Here is a 14,779-nt window from a genome sequence, read left to right as displayed (position 1 = left end):
CCGAGCAGGGCTCGGCGCTACCCCCCTGATCCAACCTGGAGCCACACAATGAACGCGAATACCAACAAGATCGCCCTGGTGACCGGCGCTACCCGGGGTATCGGCACCGAGACCGTGCGCCAGCTGGCGCAGGCCGGCGTGCACACCCTGCTGGCCGGCCGCAAGCGCGACACCGCCGTGGAGGTCGCACTGAAGCTGCAGGCCGAAGGGCTGCCGGTGGAAGCGATCGAGCTGGACGTCACCGATGACGCCAGCATCGCCGCTGCCGTCGAGCAGGTCCGCGCGCGCCACGGCCGGCTGGACATCCTGGTCAACAACGCCGGCATCCTGCTCGATGACATCAGCAAGGCACCGTCGCAGCAGTCGCTGGACGCCTGGCGCCGCACCTTCGACACCAACGTGTTCGCGCTGGTGGCGGTGACCCAGGCCTTCCTGCCGCTGCTGCGCGGATCGGCTGCTGCCCGCATCGTCAACGTGTCCAGCCTGCTCGGTTCGATCACCCTGCACAGCCAGCCGGGCTCGCCGATCTATGACTTCAAGGTGCCGGCCTACAACGTGTCCAAGAGCGCGGTGAACGCCTGGACCGCACAGCTGGCCTACGAACTGCGCGATACCGCGCACAAGGTCAACACCGTGCATCCGGGTTACGTAAAGACCGACATGAACGGTGGCGAAGGCGAAGTGGAAGTGTCCGTCGGCGCGCAGTCCAGCGTGCAGATGGCGCTGCTGGATGCCGATGGCCCGAACGGCAGCTTCACCTACCTGGGCGAGGTGCTGCCGTGGTGATCAAGACCCTGGTGGTCGCCCTGACCAGCGTGCTGCTGGCTGGCTGCGTGACCGTCGGACCCAACTACACGGCACCGGTGGAAGCACCGGTGACCCTGCAGGGATCGGCGGCACCGGTGTACAGCACCGAGTCGCCGGTGGCGACCTGGTGGGCCCAGTTCGATGATCCGGTGCTGGAGGAACTGGTGCACCGCGCGCTGGCCGACAACCTTGATCTTCGTGTCTCGGTTTCGCGCGTGCGGCAGGCCCGTGCGGTGTTCGTGGAAAGCCGGCTGGACCAGGCCCCGCACGTCACTGCGGGCGGCTCGTATGACCGCCGCAAGCAGCCCGATGCGCTGGCCGGTGGCGAACGTGTGTTCAGTGAAACCTACCAGCTCGGCTTCGACGCCGGCTGGGAGCTGGACCTGTTCGGTCGCCAGCGTCGCGCTGCCGAGGCGGCCCGCGCGGACCTGGATGCGGAGTGGGCCAACCTGGCCGACGCCCAGGTGCTGGTCGCTGCCGAAGTGGCACGCAACTACTTCGAACTGCGCGGCACGCAGAAGCGGATCGCGGTGGCCGAACAGACCCTGGGCAACCTGCGCGACACCCAGAAGCTGACCGAAACCCGCTGGAACCTGGGCGCCGGCAGTGAGCTGGACGTGCAGAGCAGCCGGGCGCGCTTGAAGGCCATCGAGGCCGACATCCCGCTGCTGGAGGTCGCCCAGACCCAGTCGCGGCATCGCCTGGCGGTGCTGCTGGGCCTGCGCCCGGATGCGCTGGACAGCGTGCTGGCCCCGCGCGAGGTGCCGGCCTTCGCCAAGGCGTTGCCGCTGGGGGATACCCGCGAACTGCTGCGCCAGCGTGCGGACGTACGCGTGGCCGAACGGCGGCTCGCCGCAGCCACGGCGCGTATCGGCGTAGCCACGGCGGATCTGTTCCCGCGGCTGTCGCTGACCGGCTTCGTCGGCTTCCTTGGCGGTGATGCCAGCGGGCTGGTCAACGGCAACAACAAAGCGTGGTCGCTGACCCCGTCGCTGAGCTGGGCTGCGTTCGATTTCGGCACCGTGCGTGCGCGGTTGAAGGCCAGCAAGGCCGAAGCCGATGGCGTGGCGGCGCAGTACGAACAGGCCGTGCTGCTGGCGTTGGAAGACACCGAAAACGCGTTGACCCGGTATGCCAAGCAGCAGGCCCGGCTGGCGATCGTCGCCGAGCAGGCGCAGGCCGCACGGCGTGCGGAAACGCTGGCGCAGATCCGCTATCGCGAGGGCTCGGAAGACTTCCTGACCCTGCTCGATGCGCAGCGCACGCAGCTGTCGGCCGATGATGCATTGTCCGCCGCCGAAGCAGAGGTCAACGTCAGCGTGGTCGGTGTGTACAAGGCGCTCGGCGGCTGGGGCCAGGCAGCGCAGCCAACCATCGCGCTGGCCAACTGACCCTGGCGGGGTGACGACCGTCGGTCGTGGGTGGGTGACGGCCGCTGGCCGTCATGCCGCAGCGCCAGCGCAGGCCACCCCCGGTAGTGACGGCCGCTGGCCGTCATGCCGCAGCGCCAGCGTAGGCCACCCCCGGTAATGACGGCCGCTGGCCGTCATGCCGTTGGCTTACCGTGCATCCCACTCCAGCTCCACGACCAGCGGGAAATGATCGGACGGCAGGATGCCGTCTACCCGTGCATCCAGCGTAGCGAAGCTGCGCGCCTTGAACCCGCGCACCAGCACCCAGTCCAGTTCCGTGGTCGCCTTCCCGGTGAAATCGTGGAACGTCTTCTTCGGCCCCAGCGGTTCGGCGACCTGTGTGCGCGCATCCTGCAATGCCGTGGTAAACGCGGCATACGTAGGCCCGCCCGGTTCACTGTTGAAGTCACCGGTCACCACCACCGGGATATCGGCCGGCAGCGTTTTCAGGTGCGCCACGATAGCCTGCGCGCTGCGCACCCGCCGTGGCTCGTCCTCATCGCGGTAGGGCAGGTGGGTGTTGAACAGATAGAACCGCCGCCCGTCTGCCGCGCGGCGGAACAGCCCCCAGGTGACCATGCGCGGGAACAGGTTGCCCCAGCTGATGCTGCCCGGCACCTCCGGTGTATCGGAAAGCCAGAAGTTTCCAGACTGTTCAAGCGCCAGCGCCTTGCTGTCGTAGAACACGCCCATGTGCTCATCGCCATCGCCGCCACGCCGTCCTTCACCGAACCACCGGTAGTCCGGCAACTGCGCGGCCACGTAGTCGGCCTGCTCCTTGACCAGTTCCTGGGTTCCCATCACATCCGGGTGCGCCGTGCGGATGGTCGCCACCAGCGCCTCGCGGCGGTCCGGCCAGCGTTTCTGCGGCGCGGTATCCGCGGGCGTGCGTACGTTGAAGGACATTACCTTCAGCGGTGCGGGCGGGGTGGCCGCCGCGGCAGGCAGCGCAAGCGCCAACAGGAGCAAAGCGGCAGGGCGCCGCAGACGGTGCAACATGGGAATCCCTCCATTCCAGTCAAACAAGGTCGGGACAAGGTTCGCATGGAAGGGAAGGGATCGGATGTGCCGTTCCGGCTGGTTGGCGCATCATGCGGGCAGTGCATCCCATCGCTGCACCAGGCCCATCAGGAACAACAGCCCGTACACCAGGCAGAGGGCCGAGCTGACCCAGACAAAGCGGGCACTACGGCCATTGCCGACCAGCACGAACGGGCCCAGCAGCGCGCGCAGCAGGAATACGCTGGCAATGGCAACCAGCACCGCGCGCAGCAGGGGCGCGATCACGCCCGCGCCGGAAAGCGCATAGGTGGCCCATGGCAGCAGCACCACGCAGATCATGCTGGTCAGCGCCGCCGGAACGCGGCTGGCGGCGTAGCCGACCTGGCCCTTGTTGCCTCTCAGGCCGGTCACCAACGAGCGCTGGTACCCATCGAGCTGATGGCGCCGTAACCGGTAATGGCGACGCGGCGCGGCGGTGGGGTAGCGGGTTTATCCATGGTGCTGGTCTCCTGCAGCAAGGGAGATGGGGCGTCGCCGCGTGGTGGCGGCAAGCGGGAATCAGGCATCTGCGAAGGCGCAATCGACGGCGTAGTCGCCGGCGTGACCGCGTCCCAAGGAAACGGCGAAGCCACGTGCATCGAGCAGGGCGCGTGTTTCTGCCAAGGCGGGCTATTGTCCGGAACGCGACACAGTGCGTGACAGGTCGTCAGCGGATTACATGCAATCACGTCGGCATTGCCTGCCGAGGCCCTTCACCCGACGCAATCGGCGGAATCACCAGCAAACGACATTCTTCCCGATACGCTTGGGCCAACACGTAACTCCCTGTCGGAAAGGACTGTCATGATCAAGTGGGCCATCATCTTCGCCATCATCGGCCTCATCGCCGGTGCCCTCGGCTTCGGCGGCATCGCCGGCGCGTCGGTCGGCATCGCCAAGTTCCTGTTCTGGGCGGGCATCATCATCGCCGTGGTCCTGTTCCTGCTCGGCATGACGATCGCCAAGAAAGTGACCTGACCGGCCTTTCGCGAGCGTTTAAGCAAAAAGCCGCATCGGAGACGATGCGGCTTTTTTACTGGGCGGGGATCAGCCGATTACAGTTTTGTTGATCACCGCTTCGACGTGGTGCCCATCGGGATCGATGAGGAAGGCCGCGTAGTAGTGGGGGCCGTAATCGGGGCGGGGGCCGGGCGCACCCTTGTCCCGGCCGCCGGCGCTGACACCGTCACGGTGGAAGGCATCAACGGCCTCCTGCGATGTCGCGGCAAACGCGATGTGGAAGCCATCAAGTGGCACGGCGGCATCGTCGGTGAGGTTGAGCAGCAACAGGTCCTGGTCGTCGACCAGGCCATAGCCGATGGATTCACCGCCATCGAAGACGCGGCGAAAGCCCAGTGCGCCGAGGGAGGCGTCGTAGAAGCAACCGGCGCGGGCGAGGTCGCTTACGCCCAGAGAAAGATGATGGAACATCGGACACCGCAGTGGGGAACGGACAGTGAGCATAGCGGTGTGTCGGCTTCAGCACTGCGCGGGGTACGGCGCTGGCGGCCTTTCTTTTTGCAGATTCGCCCATGTACGCAGTGGGGTGCCGATGGTTGGATAGGACCACTGGCGACGTAGAGCGTCAGTCGGGATTGGCGTCCTGATCGTAAGTAGACATATGTCTCTGTTTTGCCCCTTGGGCACGGCGGAGAATGCACTGCGCTGCCCTCCGGTTCCATGGCGGGCGGTGCGTGGGATCCCTGATCCGCCGGATATTTTGTCTACTTGCCCGGTACGCCAACCCGCATCGCCTGCCACCGCGTGCCTCGTCGCCGGTGGCCTCCCGCCTTGTGAGGTATGCCAATGGACCCGAAACACCCGCTGAGTGCCGAGCGCCTGCACGCCCTGATGGGCGACAAGATGCTCGACTTCCCGCCGCATTTCATCGAAAAGCTGGAACAGCGGCTGGAAGCGATGGAGGCGGAGCGTTCCCGATCGTGCGCCGTGGTGGTGCCACTGCGACCGGCCACCGGCACGCTGCAGCGCCCGAGCCATGCGGCCGACCCGACGCAGGATGAAAGCACGGCGGTCCCGGTCAGCACGCTGCGCGCGCTGTCCAACATCCTGGATATCCTGCACACCGCGCATCTGCTCCAGCAGGACCACATCACCGCCAGCATGGTGTCCGAACAGAGCGTGGAGTGCCTGATCGTGTGCGGGCGGGAACTGTTGAAGGGCCATGCCGGCGCGATGTGGACCAACGCATGAAGGCCGGCGAGGAGGCGTGCAACGACCCCGATGCAGTGGATCCGCGTGCCGCGCGACCGGCTGCGCGAAGCATCCGCCTCAGGCGGTCGGCAGGAACGGGGGCGGCGGCTGGTTGGTCACTCCCCAGAACATGCCAAGCTCCTGTACGGCGGACAGGAATTCATCGAAGTCGAGCGGCTTGACCACGAAGGCATTCACGCCCACTTCGTAGCTTTTCACCAGGTCGCGGTCCTGGCGGGAGGCGGTCAGCATCACCACCGGGGTATGTCGCAGGGCGGCGTCACGGCGGATCTCGGCGAGCACTTCCAGGCCATTCAACTTGGGCAGTTTCAGGTCCAGCAGCACGACGACCGGGCCACCGTGGTGCTGGCCGGCATAGCGTCCGGTGCTGCGCAGGTAATCCAGCGCTTCTTCGCCATCGCGCACGTGGATGACCGGATTGAGCAACTGGCAGCGGGCCAGTGCGGCGATGGTCAGCTCTGCGTCCTGCAGGCTGTCTTCTACGAGCAGTATCGGTCGCAGGTCTCTCATGCAGCGTCCTTCTGGATCGATTCGCCAGCGTCACTGGTCTGGCGTAGGGGGCGCATAGATTTGCATGAGGCTGCGCCGCTGTCAGTACTCTGATGAACGGTTAATATTAACGCTTCAGGATGTTTGTTCAGACTGATCTGTGACCGTCCTCGCACCTTGGACGTCCGCTGCGGCCAAACGCGTCAGAATCACGCGGGTTTAACCGTCGCGTCGACAAATTGACGCTGCGCGAAGGGTCAGCAGGGGGACTCTGCACGGAGGTGAAAGCCTGCGTAGGCGTGAAAAGCCCCCCACACACAGGACTCACTCATGGAGCTCATGATTGCGCTGCTCGGCATTGCCGCAGCCTTTGCCTCGACGCTGGTCGTGCTGCAGGCGGCCACATTGGTATGGAAGAAGCTCCGCTTGCGGCGCGATGCCATCAGGAGATCGATTGCCTGATGGGTGCTGTTCGCTACGCCTACACAAAAGCGCGCCATTGGCACGCCTCACCGTTGGTATCGGCCTGGGCCGCATGCCGTTATGCCCTGACCGGCGACACCGGGTATTTCCGGTCCCATGCGGGCCGGAGGCTGTCGCGCATCCATCGCGGTTCTTTGGCGCAGGATGACTGAAGCGGTAAACGAAAAAGCCCGGAAACCCTTGAACTGCGGGGGTTTCCGGGCTCTCGCGGACCTTCTCGGTCCCTTCAATGGTGGAGGTGGGCTCTACCCGATGCGAAGGCTCAGGCCTTATGCCGCAAGGGGTGGAGTGTGACCGGGGCCATCTGTACCCCCAGCTGTACCCCCTTCTTCGGTGCCATGATCGCGGGCTGAAATCTGCGCCGCGATCCATGCGTCGACCTCCGATTCGACCCATCGAACCGATGCCCCCAGGTTCACCGGTTTGGGGAACGTTCCGGCCGAAATGCGCGAATACAGGGTCGACTTGGCCAGGCCGACCCGGTCCATGACCTCAGCCCGGCGCAGCAGTCGGCGGGGGGCGATTGGGTGTACGGTGCTGGTCATCTTGTCTCCTTCGCCGCGCGGTCGCGGCTGACTGGTGTGGGGGCGGGGAATAGGTCCTGTTGGACAGGAGAGGCCAGCACCGAGGCTGCCGCCGTAGCTGCGGCTTCTGCACGCCGCCGGGCGTTCCCCGCCCAGCGGAGCAGCACGTCGGAGAACGGCGAACCCCTCCGGACGCGGGCTTCGTGAAGCAGCACGCGCGCGGTGTGTTTGTGCTGATGCGCGCTCATGCTGCTTCCCTCATCAGGCTCATCACCAGGGCCTTCGCGGTGCGGTTCGGCACCGCGTTGCCGATCTGCTTGGTGATCTCGGTGGCGTTGCCGGCGAAGTCGTAGACCTCCCCCTCGTCATCGAACGACGTGGCCCGGGCAAGCTCGCGCCAGTGCAGCATCCGGTAGTTGATGTCGATGACCACCTCGTCCGCCAGCCCAGCGCCCGGCATCGCCAGGCCCAGCTCGCCACGGTTGGCACCGGTGATGGTCGGCAGCGGATCGTTCATGCCGTGGGTTCGGTGGTCGCCGTGGTGCGTAATGGGCAAGGCAAAGGGCTCGGCCAGCGCCAGCGACTCGGAGCAGGTGATGGTGGGCATCGGCTCGCTGGCCGTGCGCATGTCGCCAGTCCGGCCGGTACCGACGTTGCCGCGCATGACGATCGGCTCAGCCAGCGCGACCTCATTCGAGCCGGTAAGGGCAGGCATCGGTGCGTCGGCGTCCAGTACGCGACTGGCCGGGTCACGTCCATCACTGTCTCCGTGGCCAGCGCGCATCAGCACCGGCTCGGCCAGGCCAAAACGAGCCTTGGTGGTGACCGACGGCACGGGCTCGGCCACTGACTGCGCAGTGGCGGTGGCACCGTAGTACTGCGCTACCAGCGGTACGGCCATGGCCTGGTCGCCGCCCTTGGCAGTGGTGACAGTTCGGATCGGGTCGGCGACCGAGCGCGGCACGCCGGCGCTGCTGCTATTGGAGGTCGGAACGATGATCGCCTCGATCAGCTGGGGTCGAGCACCGTTGCCTCCGGTGGTGATCGTGGGTACCGGCTCGGCGACAGGCCGTGCGGTGCCGCCGCTGGCCGTCGCCATCAGCAGCGGCTCGACCAGCTGCGGGCGTGCGCAGCCCGGCCGCTCGCTGCCGGCGCCGCCCGTGGTGATTGTCGGCAGAGGCTGATCTAGGTCGCGCGCTGCGCCACCGCTGCTGGTGGCGAGCACCAGGCCGACGTGGGTGCCGCCGGCAGTCAGCGTGGGCAGTGGCTCATCGGCAGAGCGTGCCGACGCCAGCAGGTGCTGGTCGCTGGTGCCTCGCATGTGGATGACTACCGGCTCGGCTTGGATCAGTCCCAGCTCAATCGCTTCGGCGTGGCTGAAGACCAGACGCGGGGCAGTGCCGTTCAGCAGCGCCTGCACGGCATCGATGTACGGCTGGGGCCACGAATACTTCACCGCCCCGGCGGCGATGCGCCGCAACGTGTTCGGCTTCAGCGGCTTCTTCCTACGGAAGATGCTGTTGCCAGTCATGGACCAGTCGATCACCTCGCGCGCTCCGCGCCAGCGCTGCCGGCTGCCCAGCAGGTCGGTGCCGCCGACGCGGTCATGACTGGGCTCCGGCCAACGAAGGCGTTTACCGTCACTGCGGCCAATCAGGAAGAAGCGCCGGCGCGTCGTCGGGTCGCCGTAGTCGGCGCAGGTCAGCACCTTCCAATCGACCTTGAAGCCGACGGCCTCCAGCGCTGCCACCCAGGCGCGGAAGTACTCACCGCGGCGCGACTTGATCGGCCGGCCGGTGACCAGGCTGCACGGACCCCAGTCCATGAACTCCGGCACGTTCTCGACCAGGATCCGGGTGACGCGCAGCTCGGTGCACCAACGCACCACGTGCCAGGGATCCATGCGCTGCTGGTCGTGCACGGGCCGGCCGCCGCGCGCGCGGCTGTGGAAGACGCAGGAAGGGGCGGCGATCAGCAGGTCCAGACGGCCCTCCGGCACCAGCGTCAGCGGCAGCGCGGACTCCAGGTCGGCGCAGTGGATCCGGTTGGAATGGTCCGCGTGGTTACGGCGGTTCGTCTCAATCGCGACCGGCCAGTGGTTCACGGCGATCAGCTGTACCGGCCGGCCGAGCTCGCGCATGGCGCGCGCCGCACCGTTGGAAAGTCCGCCGGCGCCGCAGAACAAGTCGCCGACCAGCGCGGCGCGGGTGCGGGACTTCGGGCTGATGCGGATTTCGGGCGAGCGGGATCCATCAGCCATTGGAGCTCTCCTGCGGAATCAGCTTCTGCTGCTGGACGTGCTCAATGATCGTTTGACCATTGGGCAGCAGGATGTGGGACAGGAATGCGGCTTCGAAGGTCAGCATCCCGATCTCGATCGCGGTGACCTGGCCCTTGACCCAGTCGCGCAGGATTGAGTAGACCGCGATACCGCCGATCTTCAACGCCTTCGATTCGTGCTCGGCCTTGGTGGCGCGCACGCGCGGGCCGTATGGATGCTCGCGCAGCCAGGCGGCGGCGTAGCCCCGCGCGCTGGCCTTCAGCTGCACCTGCCGGCCGCGGTGCTCGAACTGGATGAAGAGCTCGCCCGTCTCGTAGTCCTCGCCGGTGGCGAAGCGCTGGCAGCCGAAGGCGCGCAGCATCTTCTGGATGTCGTTTATCGCATTGCTACCGCTGGTGGCGTTCTCGTAGGGGAGGCTCACGACTGCACCGCCTTGCCGCCGTCGATCAGGGCCAGCGGACGGACGAAGAACGCAGCCGGGCCATCCTCGGTGTCCTGGATGCCGACCAGGCGCCAGTGATCGCCTGCGGGCGCCTCCGGGGTCCAGCTGGCGAGCCAGGCGCAGTAATCCACCTCTTCGCCTTCATCTTCCGGGTACTCGCCGAACACCACCTCCACGGCAAAGCCCTGCGCGGTGATCAGCGGCCCGATGCCGCGCTCTTCGTCTTCATTCTTCGGCCACGACGGAAGATCGGGGTGGGCTACGTGGTACAGGTTGACGCCATCCAGCGTCGGCATGAGGTGCGGGCTGTACAGGCCGCGCCAAGGATCTTGCGGGTCCACGGCCCGCGCGGGCGGGGAGAACAGCAGAGCCGCTTTCCACGCGTGTCGAGCTTCATCGGTTACGCGGTCGAGGAACAGATAGTGCAGCGGGTGCTGGTCCAGGTTGAGCTTGCGCGAGGCAGCATGCGCTTCGAACGCCTTGCTCTCCACCGCGAACAGCACCGGTTCCTGCACCGCGCCAACCTGCCGCGTACCAGCAGCAGCGCCGATAGCGATCGCTTCGTCGACCTTCGACTGCTCGACGTGGCCAGCGGCAACAAGCGCCTTCAATGCAAAACGTTCCAGGTCACTCATGGGTCTCTCCAGTCAGGGCGGCGCGGTGCTGCTGCACCTCGGTGCGCCAGTAGTCGATGGTTTCTTGGGGGCTGCTGCGCAACGTCTCGAAGTGGCCCAGGTTCGTTGCCGCCTCGATGAGGTCGGCCAGCAGCTGGTCGCGCTCGGCACCAACGAGCCCGCCGGCAGCACGCAGCTCGGCGACTTCCGCCTGTAGCTGCTCGATCCGGTCGGTTGCCTGGACCAGCCACTGGCGCAGGGCTGCCTTGGTCGGCTGCCGCATGCGCGTCGGCGCGCGGTCCTGCGCCGGTGCCAGCACGAGGGCGCTCATCAGCGGGCGTCCCGCCGGGCTTCGGCCAGGATCTCGCGCAGGTCTTCCAGCACCTTGCGTTCCTCGCCCAGGGCGACAGCGGCGGCCAGAGCACGCTCCAGCGCGTAGACCCGGTCGTTCGGATGGATGTAGGTCATGGCAGAATTGCCTCTCGAGACAGGGGGATCAGATGGCTTACGAATGGATGCAAGGCGTTTCGCAGTGCTGGCCACCCGGAACTAAATGCGAGGTTTGGTGGGACGCCTGGGCGGTGGTCGTCGCAGCGCTGTCGCTTTGCGTGGCTCTGTTGACCACGGTCGTGACTGCCGGTTCGGCAGTAGCAGTGTTCATGCTCGGCCGAGCCGCTAATCGGCTCGCAGGGGCGTCCGAAAGCAGAGAGGAAGAACTTCGGAAGAGAGAAGCACGTGTCCTCGCTGGTTTTCTGCAGGCTGAGCTTCGACACACAGCTCTCGCTGCAGCAGTGGTTCTCGAGACGTTGCAAGAGTTTGGGAAGAAAGACTATGTGAGCAGCAGAGAGCGTTCCGCCCTGCGGCTCCAGTTGGAGGCAGAACAGATGCCACTTTCCGCATCCGTGATGAGCCGATTGCACGTACTGCCTACGTCGGCGTGCGACAGCATTACAGGCGCCATTTCGAACATGTCGCTCGCACTCAAGGCGGCGCATGGCTTTGAGGAACCCAACGGCGAAATTGGAGATGACTTGTACCGGCAAATAATAGAGTTGCGCGTGCAGAGTGCTGCCGACGCTCTGACTGTGGCGCTTACCGAGTTGAGCTCTATCTTGGGACGCAATAGCTAGTCTGTTCACGCGGCCACCCCCATCGCCACCAGGTCGATGTCGTCTACCTTGTCGCGGAGGAACTTGCGCGCGCGGCGCAGGATCGCGGCAGCCGTGCGCGCGTCGTCGTGGACGAAGAAGCTGACGACGTGCATGTGCACCGCGCGGCGAAGGTCGCGGCGGTACAGGCGGTAGGTGATGACCGAGCCATCCTCGGTCGGGAAGCGGCCCCAGGCGAAGCCGAGCGTGGCCTTCGGTGCGCGGCGGGTGGCGTGGCGAGCGATCATGCTGCTGCTCCTTCGTATACCCAGCGGCGCACGGTCCCGAATGGGATACCCAGCGCGGCGCTGATCTGGTTGACGGTGTGGCCACTGGCCCGCATTGCGCGGGCGCGGCGCTTCGTGGCGGTGGGCCAGTACAGGACGTGCTGCTGGCGCGGTACCGGCGTTCCCTGCCGGCGGGCCATGTCCTGGACCGCGCGCGGCGTCCGGCCCAAGGCGGCAGCGACGGTCATCGCGTCACTGCCGGCCATCTGGCGCAGCGCCCGAACCTCGGTGGTGCGCCAGAGGTTCATCAGGCTGCCTTCGGGTAGCTGCGGGAGACGTCCTGCAGGCGCGCCACCATGGCCTGGCACATCGCCTCGAAGTTCGCCGCGTCGTACAGCTTGGCCGCGCCGGTGGTGTTGAGCGGCTTGAAGCCGAGCAGCGCCAGGCCGTCTGCCGACACCGACATCGGATGGATGATCGAGTTGATGTCGCCCAGCTTGATCTTCTCCACCTCGCGCGGAGCTGCAGCAGCTGCCGGGCACGGCGCGGGGCTGGTGGGCACGCTGCGCACTGCCGGCGCAGGCGCGGGCTGTGACGCGACCACAGGCTCGGACGACGGCTCGGGCGCAGGAGCAGCAGCAGCGGCGGCAGCAGCATCAGCAGCCGCGACGCGCGCAGCTTCTTCGTCGGCCAGCTTCTTCCGCGCCTTGGCTTCCTCTTCCTCGCGCATCTTCGCCCGCTCATCCTCGCGGCGCTTTGCCTCGCGCTGCTCGTGCTCGTTGATGCGGGCCAGCACCAGGTTGCGCAGGTCGTCGGTCGCCTTCTCGGCCACCAGCCGCACGCGATCGGCGAAAAGGGATGCGTGCTCCGGATGCTCGGCCAGCACCGCCATGTTGGCGCGGACGCGGTCGGCGGTCTGGCTGGCGGTGATCTTGGCATTGGCCACCACCGAGCTGACCGCCTCCTGCATGCTGCTGAAGGACTTCTTCCCCTTCATGGCGGCCTGGATGTCCGGGATCAGCGTCGACGGCATCGGCAGGCCGTGCTCGTCCAGCGTCTCGTTGATGCCGAGGATGTGCTGCTGCACCGCGCGGCGAGCATCGTTGCCGATCTCGCTGCGGCGCTCTTCCTTCCGCGCCTTGACCAGCTTGTCCAGGCGCAGCCGGGTGGCGCGGGCCTCTTCGCTGATGGCGTCGATCGTGCGGAACAGCTCGTCGATGCTGGCCGTCTGGCTGAGCGCGTGCTGCTTGGCACCCTTCAGCTGGTCCTCGATGTCGCCGCACCACTTCACCGTCTTCTCGGCATCGGCGAAGTCCTGATCCGTGCTCAGGTCGGTGCTGATTCCCTGGAACACCGCGATCGCCTGCTCCTTCCACGCGGCGAGGTTGGACTGCGTGACCTGGCCGGTGACCTCGATCAGCAGAGCCGGCATCTGGTCCGGGGCGCGGCCGGCGGCTGCAGGCTGAGCTGCGGCTTCCGGCTCGTAGGCAGCCACATCGGCTTCCAGCTGGGCCCAGCCGGCGACGATGCGCGCGCGCAGCTCATGGTTGGCCGTGTAGAGGCAGTGCCGCTCTTCCATCAGGTTGCCCTCGGCGTCCCACTTCGACGCCATGAACAGCACGCGGTCGGTCTCGATGCTGACCAGCAGTTGGTGCTCCATCTGGACCTGGTAGATCTCGGGCAGATCCGCACCTGTGCAGCCTTCGAACATGGCCGCGCGCAGCGTGTCGTTGAGGGACTTGTGCTCGAACGCAGCGTCGCCCAGCAGGGTCAGGCCGTCGTAGGAAGCGGAGTAGGGACCTTCGACGCCGACGACCGGGTACAGCTCTTCGCCGATGATCTGCTCCGCCAGCGGCCGGGCCAGTGCTTCGTACCGGTGGCCGTCATCGAAACGGCGCTGCGTGGCCTCGTCGATATCCGGCAGTGCGCCGGTCGCCAGCTCGCGGATCAGCTGCGCGCGGGTCTTGTAGGGGGACAGTCCCAGCATCGCCGGCGCGTCGCTGGCGTTGAAGTGGCTGGCGCGGTGGGCGTGCCATTCCGGCGTCCCCTGGATCAGGCTCACGATTTTCATGGTCAGCGCTCCACGGCAGTCTGGGTCACGCCGCCAGCAGCAGCTGCGACGTCGCTCTGGGGCTCGCCTTCGTCCTCATCCTTCGGCGGGTTCCTGATGTCCTTCAGCTGCTCGGCCGTGAAGCGCCCCTTGGTCTGCAAGGTGGCGATCACGTCGTCGGCGGTCTTCTTGCCGCTGACGATGAGGTCCCACCACTTCGGCAGGTTGGCCTTGAAGTCCGCTTCCGGATAGAACGGGAGCTGCTTCTCGGACTCGCCCTCGATGGCGGCTCGGGCCGGATCAGCCTGGGCGGCGCCCGCCATGGGGATGTCCATGACCTCTTCGGCGATGGGCATGCCGCGCAGCACGTCGGGGAAGACGTCGCGCAGAGCGAAGGCACGCGCGCGCATCTGGCGCATGCGCTTCGGGTACTGCGTCCACGGGCCTTGTTTGCCTGCCAGGCCTGCAGCCTTCGCGTCGTCCATGCTGAAGACGCGGATCTCTTCGGCTTCGCCGCGGCGCTTCACCTTGCAGATCGCGGCGTTGCCGTCGTCCGATTCGGTGATGTACTCACAGAGCGGCGAGCTGCGCACCAGGGCGATCACCGCATCGCCCCACAGCGCCGCGCGCCCGTTGATGACGGCGATGTTCTGCACTGCCTGCAGCGGCTTCAAGCCCAGCTCCGAACCCCACTGGATCGCGATGAGGCAGTTGGCGGGCTTCCCCTTGAAATCCTTCGGGACCAGGTCGCTGTCGGCGAGGTAGTCGCAGAAGGTCAGGGCCTGCTCGAAGGTCTGCGGACTCAGGTCGAACTGCTGGCGCGGCTGCGCGGCGAGCGCGGTCTGCTCCTTTATGGCGGGAACGTTCATGTCGCTGGATCTCCGGCCGGCATGGCCGGCGTTGTAGGAATGGGGTGTCCCGTATCGCCGGGACCACGCGGGCTTTGGCTTCCAATGCCCCTTCACGGAATCGAACCGCATCTCGTCTTGACCACAACGTCGCCACCTAGCGGGAATCGAACCCGCGATT

The 14,779-nt window shown here is 66.5% G+C and carries 20 protein-coding genes; 6 read left to right on the top strand and 14 right to left on the bottom strand.

The features are described from left to right. The first annotated feature begins 48 nt into the window (after positions 1–48). Both QE373_RS11275 and QE373_RS11270 read left to right on the top strand, forming a co-directional pair. Entirely contained in the window at positions 49–786 is a 738-nt protein-coding gene (locus QE373_RS11275; protein WP_309686540.1) for an SDR family oxidoreductase, read from the top strand. Next, positions 780–2,198, top strand: coding sequence for an efflux transporter outer membrane subunit (locus QE373_RS11270; RefSeq protein WP_309686538.1), 1,419 nt, complete (start codon positions 780–782; stop codon positions 2,196–2,198). The genes QE373_RS11275 and QE373_RS11270 overlap by 7 nt, the downstream gene beginning before the upstream one ends. Before the next feature lie 168 nt (positions 2,199–2,366). On the opposite strand, the gene QE373_RS11265 is transcribed toward QE373_RS11270, so the two are convergent. Together QE373_RS11265 and QE373_RS11260 are read right to left on the bottom strand one after the other, a co-directional pair. After that, positions 2,367–3,218 carry an endonuclease/exonuclease/phosphatase family protein gene (locus tag QE373_RS11265; RefSeq protein WP_309686535.1) on the bottom strand — a complete coding sequence of 284 codons (852 nt, stop codon included), beginning with the start codon at positions 3,216–3,218 and terminating at the stop codon, positions 2,367–2,369. A 90-nt stretch (positions 3,219–3,308) separates the two neighbouring features. Continuing rightward, complete coding sequence (locus tag QE373_RS11260) at positions 3,309–3,632, bottom strand: hypothetical protein (RefSeq protein ID WP_309686532.1); 324 nt, start codon at positions 3,630–3,632, stop codon at positions 3,309–3,311. A gap of 432 nt (positions 3,633–4,064) precedes the next feature. Here QE373_RS11260 and QE373_RS11255 point away from each other — a divergent pair, with 432 nt between their 5' ends. Then, on the top strand, positions 4,065–4,238 hold the full coding sequence (locus QE373_RS11255; protein ID WP_042612362.1) for a DUF1328 domain-containing protein: 174 nt from the start codon (positions 4,065–4,067) through the stop codon (positions 4,236–4,238). A 69-nt stretch (positions 4,239–4,307) separates the two neighbouring features. Here QE373_RS11255 and QE373_RS11250 read toward each other — a convergent pair whose 3' ends face one another. After that, on the bottom strand, positions 4,308–4,691 hold the full coding sequence (locus QE373_RS11250; protein WP_309686527.1) for a VOC family protein: 384 nt from the start codon (positions 4,689–4,691) through the stop codon (positions 4,308–4,310). A 375-nt stretch (positions 4,692–5,066) separates the two neighbouring features. On the opposite strand from QE373_RS11250, the gene QE373_RS11245 reads away from it, so the two are divergent. Continuing rightward, the gene (locus QE373_RS11245) at positions 5,067–5,471 is read left to right on the top strand and encodes a hypothetical protein (protein ID WP_309686524.1); all 405 of its coding nucleotides are present in this window, start codon (positions 5,067–5,069) and stop codon (positions 5,469–5,471) included. 78 nt (positions 5,472–5,549) lie between these two features. Here the strand turns inward: QE373_RS11245 and QE373_RS11240 are convergent, their stop codons facing one another. Continuing rightward, positions 5,550–6,002 (bottom strand): response regulator, encoded by a 453-nt coding sequence (locus QE373_RS11240; RefSeq protein ID WP_057506654.1) that lies wholly within the window; start codon positions 6,000–6,002, stop codon positions 5,550–5,552. A gap of 318 nt (positions 6,003–6,320) precedes the next feature. Between QE373_RS11240 and QE373_RS11235 the strand changes: the two genes are divergently transcribed. Next, positions 6,321–6,443: a hypothetical protein gene (locus QE373_RS11235; protein ID WP_309686522.1), complete on the top strand. Its 123-nt coding sequence runs from the start codon at positions 6,321–6,323 to the stop codon at positions 6,441–6,443. A 290-nt stretch (positions 6,444–6,733) separates the two neighbouring features. Here the strand turns inward: QE373_RS11235 and QE373_RS11230 are convergent, their stop codons facing one another. The 6 genes from QE373_RS11230 to QE373_RS11205 all read right to left on the bottom strand — a co-directional run bounded on the left by QE373_RS11230 (position 6,734) and on the right by QE373_RS11205 (position 10,793). After that, on the bottom strand, positions 6,734–7,009 hold the full coding sequence (locus QE373_RS11230) for an AlpA family transcriptional regulator (protein WP_309686520.1): 276 nt from the start codon (positions 7,007–7,009) through the stop codon (positions 6,734–6,736). A 223-nt stretch (positions 7,010–7,232) separates the two neighbouring features. Beyond that, positions 7,233–9,248, bottom strand: coding sequence for a DNA cytosine methyltransferase (locus QE373_RS11225; RefSeq protein ID WP_309686517.1), 2,016 nt, complete (start codon positions 9,246–9,248; stop codon positions 7,233–7,235). Further along, the gene (locus QE373_RS11220) at positions 9,241–9,690 is read right to left on the bottom strand and encodes a hypothetical protein (protein WP_309686515.1); all 450 of its coding nucleotides are present in this window, start codon (positions 9,688–9,690) and stop codon (positions 9,241–9,243) included. The genes QE373_RS11225 and QE373_RS11220 overlap by 8 nt, the downstream gene beginning before the upstream one ends. Further along, complete coding sequence (locus tag QE373_RS11215) at positions 9,687–10,346, bottom strand: hypothetical protein (RefSeq protein WP_309686514.1); 660 nt, start codon at positions 10,344–10,346, stop codon at positions 9,687–9,689. The genes QE373_RS11220 and QE373_RS11215 overlap by 4 nt, the downstream gene beginning before the upstream one ends. Next, positions 10,339–10,656 (bottom strand): hypothetical protein, encoded by a 318-nt coding sequence (locus QE373_RS11210; protein ID WP_309686512.1) that lies wholly within the window; start codon positions 10,654–10,656, stop codon positions 10,339–10,341. Before QE373_RS11210 ends, QE373_RS11215 begins: the two co-directional genes overlap by 8 nt. Further along, on the bottom strand, positions 10,656–10,793 hold the full coding sequence (locus QE373_RS11205) for a hypothetical protein (RefSeq protein ID WP_309686509.1): 138 nt from the start codon (positions 10,791–10,793) through the stop codon (positions 10,656–10,658). The genes QE373_RS11210 and QE373_RS11205 overlap by 1 nt, the downstream gene beginning before the upstream one ends. A gap of 32 nt (positions 10,794–10,825) precedes the next feature. Here QE373_RS11205 and QE373_RS11200 point away from each other — a divergent pair, with 32 nt between their 5' ends. Next, the gene (locus QE373_RS11200; RefSeq protein WP_309686508.1) at positions 10,826–11,455 is read left to right on the top strand and encodes a hypothetical protein; all 630 of its coding nucleotides are present in this window, start codon (positions 10,826–10,828) and stop codon (positions 11,453–11,455) included. A 5-nt stretch (positions 11,456–11,460) separates the two neighbouring features. Here QE373_RS11200 and QE373_RS11195 read toward each other — a convergent pair whose 3' ends face one another. From QE373_RS11195 to QE373_RS11180, 4 genes are read right to left on the bottom strand one after another with little or no spacing between them, the layout of a single operon-like run. Next, a complete protein-coding gene (locus QE373_RS11195; RefSeq protein ID WP_309686506.1) occupies positions 11,461–11,721 on the bottom strand; it encodes a hypothetical protein in 261 nt (86 codons plus the stop codon). Further along, complete coding sequence (locus QE373_RS11190; RefSeq protein WP_309686505.1) at positions 11,718–12,008, bottom strand: hypothetical protein; 291 nt, start codon at positions 12,006–12,008, stop codon at positions 11,718–11,720. The genes QE373_RS11195 and QE373_RS11190 overlap by 4 nt, the downstream gene beginning before the upstream one ends. Further along, entirely contained in the window at positions 12,008–13,771 is a 1,764-nt protein-coding gene (locus QE373_RS11185; RefSeq protein WP_309686503.1) for a lambda-exonuclease family protein, read from the bottom strand. The genes QE373_RS11190 and QE373_RS11185 overlap by 1 nt, the downstream gene beginning before the upstream one ends. Positions 13,772–13,773: 2 nt before the next feature. Further along, positions 13,774–14,619 carry a recombinase RecT gene (locus tag QE373_RS11180; protein WP_309686500.1) on the bottom strand — a complete coding sequence of 282 codons (846 nt, stop codon included), beginning with the start codon at positions 14,617–14,619 and terminating at the stop codon, positions 13,774–13,776. Between the last annotated feature and the right edge of the window lie 160 nt (positions 14,620–14,779).

Source organism: Stenotrophomonas sp. SORGH_AS_0321 (assembly GCF_031453215.1).
GTDB lineage: Bacteria > Pseudomonadota > Gammaproteobacteria > Xanthomonadales > Xanthomonadaceae > Stenotrophomonas > Stenotrophomonas chelatiphaga.
This window is presented reverse-complemented; position numbering and strand designations above follow the sequence as displayed.

What these genes read in the sequence shown, in the direction of transcription:
- QE373_RS11215 (WP_309686514.1), bottom strand. Translation starts at nt 10,346, where the DNA reads ATGAGTGACCTGGAACGTTTTGCATTGAAGGCGCTTGTTGCCGCTGGC.
- QE373_RS11230 (WP_309686520.1), bottom strand. Translation starts at nt 7,009, where the DNA reads ATGACCAGCACCGTACACCCAATCGCCCCCCGCCGACTGCTGCGCCGG.
- QE373_RS11190 (WP_309686505.1), bottom strand. Translation starts at nt 12,008, where the DNA reads ATGAACCTCTGGCGCACCACCGAGGTTCGGGCGCTGCGCCAGATGGCC.
- QE373_RS11275 (WP_309686540.1), top strand. Translation starts at nt 49, where the DNA reads ATGAACGCGAATACCAACAAGATCGCCCTGGTGACCGGCGCTACCCGG.
- QE373_RS11250 (WP_309686527.1), bottom strand. Translation starts at nt 4,691, where the DNA reads ATGTTCCATCATCTTTCTCTGGGCGTAAGCGACCTCGCCCGCGCCGGT.
- QE373_RS11245 (WP_309686524.1), top strand. Translation starts at nt 5,067, where the DNA reads ATGGACCCGAAACACCCGCTGAGTGCCGAGCGCCTGCACGCCCTGATG.
- QE373_RS11195 (WP_309686506.1), bottom strand. Translation starts at nt 11,721, where the DNA reads ATGATCGCTCGCCACGCCACCCGCCGCGCACCGAAGGCCACGCTCGGC.
- QE373_RS11225 (WP_309686517.1), bottom strand. Translation starts at nt 9,248, where the DNA reads ATGGCTGATGGATCCCGCTCGCCCGAAATCCGCATCAGCCCGAAGTCC.
- QE373_RS11210 (WP_309686512.1), bottom strand. Translation starts at nt 10,656, where the DNA reads ATGAGCGCCCTCGTGCTGGCACCGGCGCAGGACCGCGCGCCGACGCGC.
- QE373_RS11205 (WP_309686509.1), bottom strand. Translation starts at nt 10,793, where the DNA reads ATGACCTACATCCATCCGAACGACCGGGTCTACGCGCTGGAGCGTGCT.
- QE373_RS11180 (WP_309686500.1), bottom strand. Translation starts at nt 14,619, where the DNA reads ATGAACGTTCCCGCCATAAAGGAGCAGACCGCGCTCGCCGCGCAGCCG.
- QE373_RS11235 (WP_309686522.1), top strand. Translation starts at nt 6,321, where the DNA reads ATGATTGCGCTGCTCGGCATTGCCGCAGCCTTTGCCTCGACGCTGGTC.
- QE373_RS11200 (WP_309686508.1), top strand. Translation starts at nt 10,826, where the DNA reads ATGGCTTACGAATGGATGCAAGGCGTTTCGCAGTGCTGGCCACCCGGA.
- QE373_RS11240 (WP_057506654.1), bottom strand. Translation starts at nt 6,002, where the DNA reads ATGAGAGACCTGCGACCGATACTGCTCGTAGAAGACAGCCTGCAGGAC.
- QE373_RS11185 (WP_309686503.1), bottom strand. Translation starts at nt 13,771, where the DNA reads ATGAAAATCGTGAGCCTGATCCAGGGGACGCCGGAATGGCACGCCCAC.
- QE373_RS11255 (WP_042612362.1), top strand. Translation starts at nt 4,065, where the DNA reads ATGATCAAGTGGGCCATCATCTTCGCCATCATCGGCCTCATCGCCGGT.
- QE373_RS11265 (WP_309686535.1), bottom strand. Translation starts at nt 3,218, where the DNA reads ATGTTGCACCGTCTGCGGCGCCCTGCCGCTTTGCTCCTGTTGGCGCTT.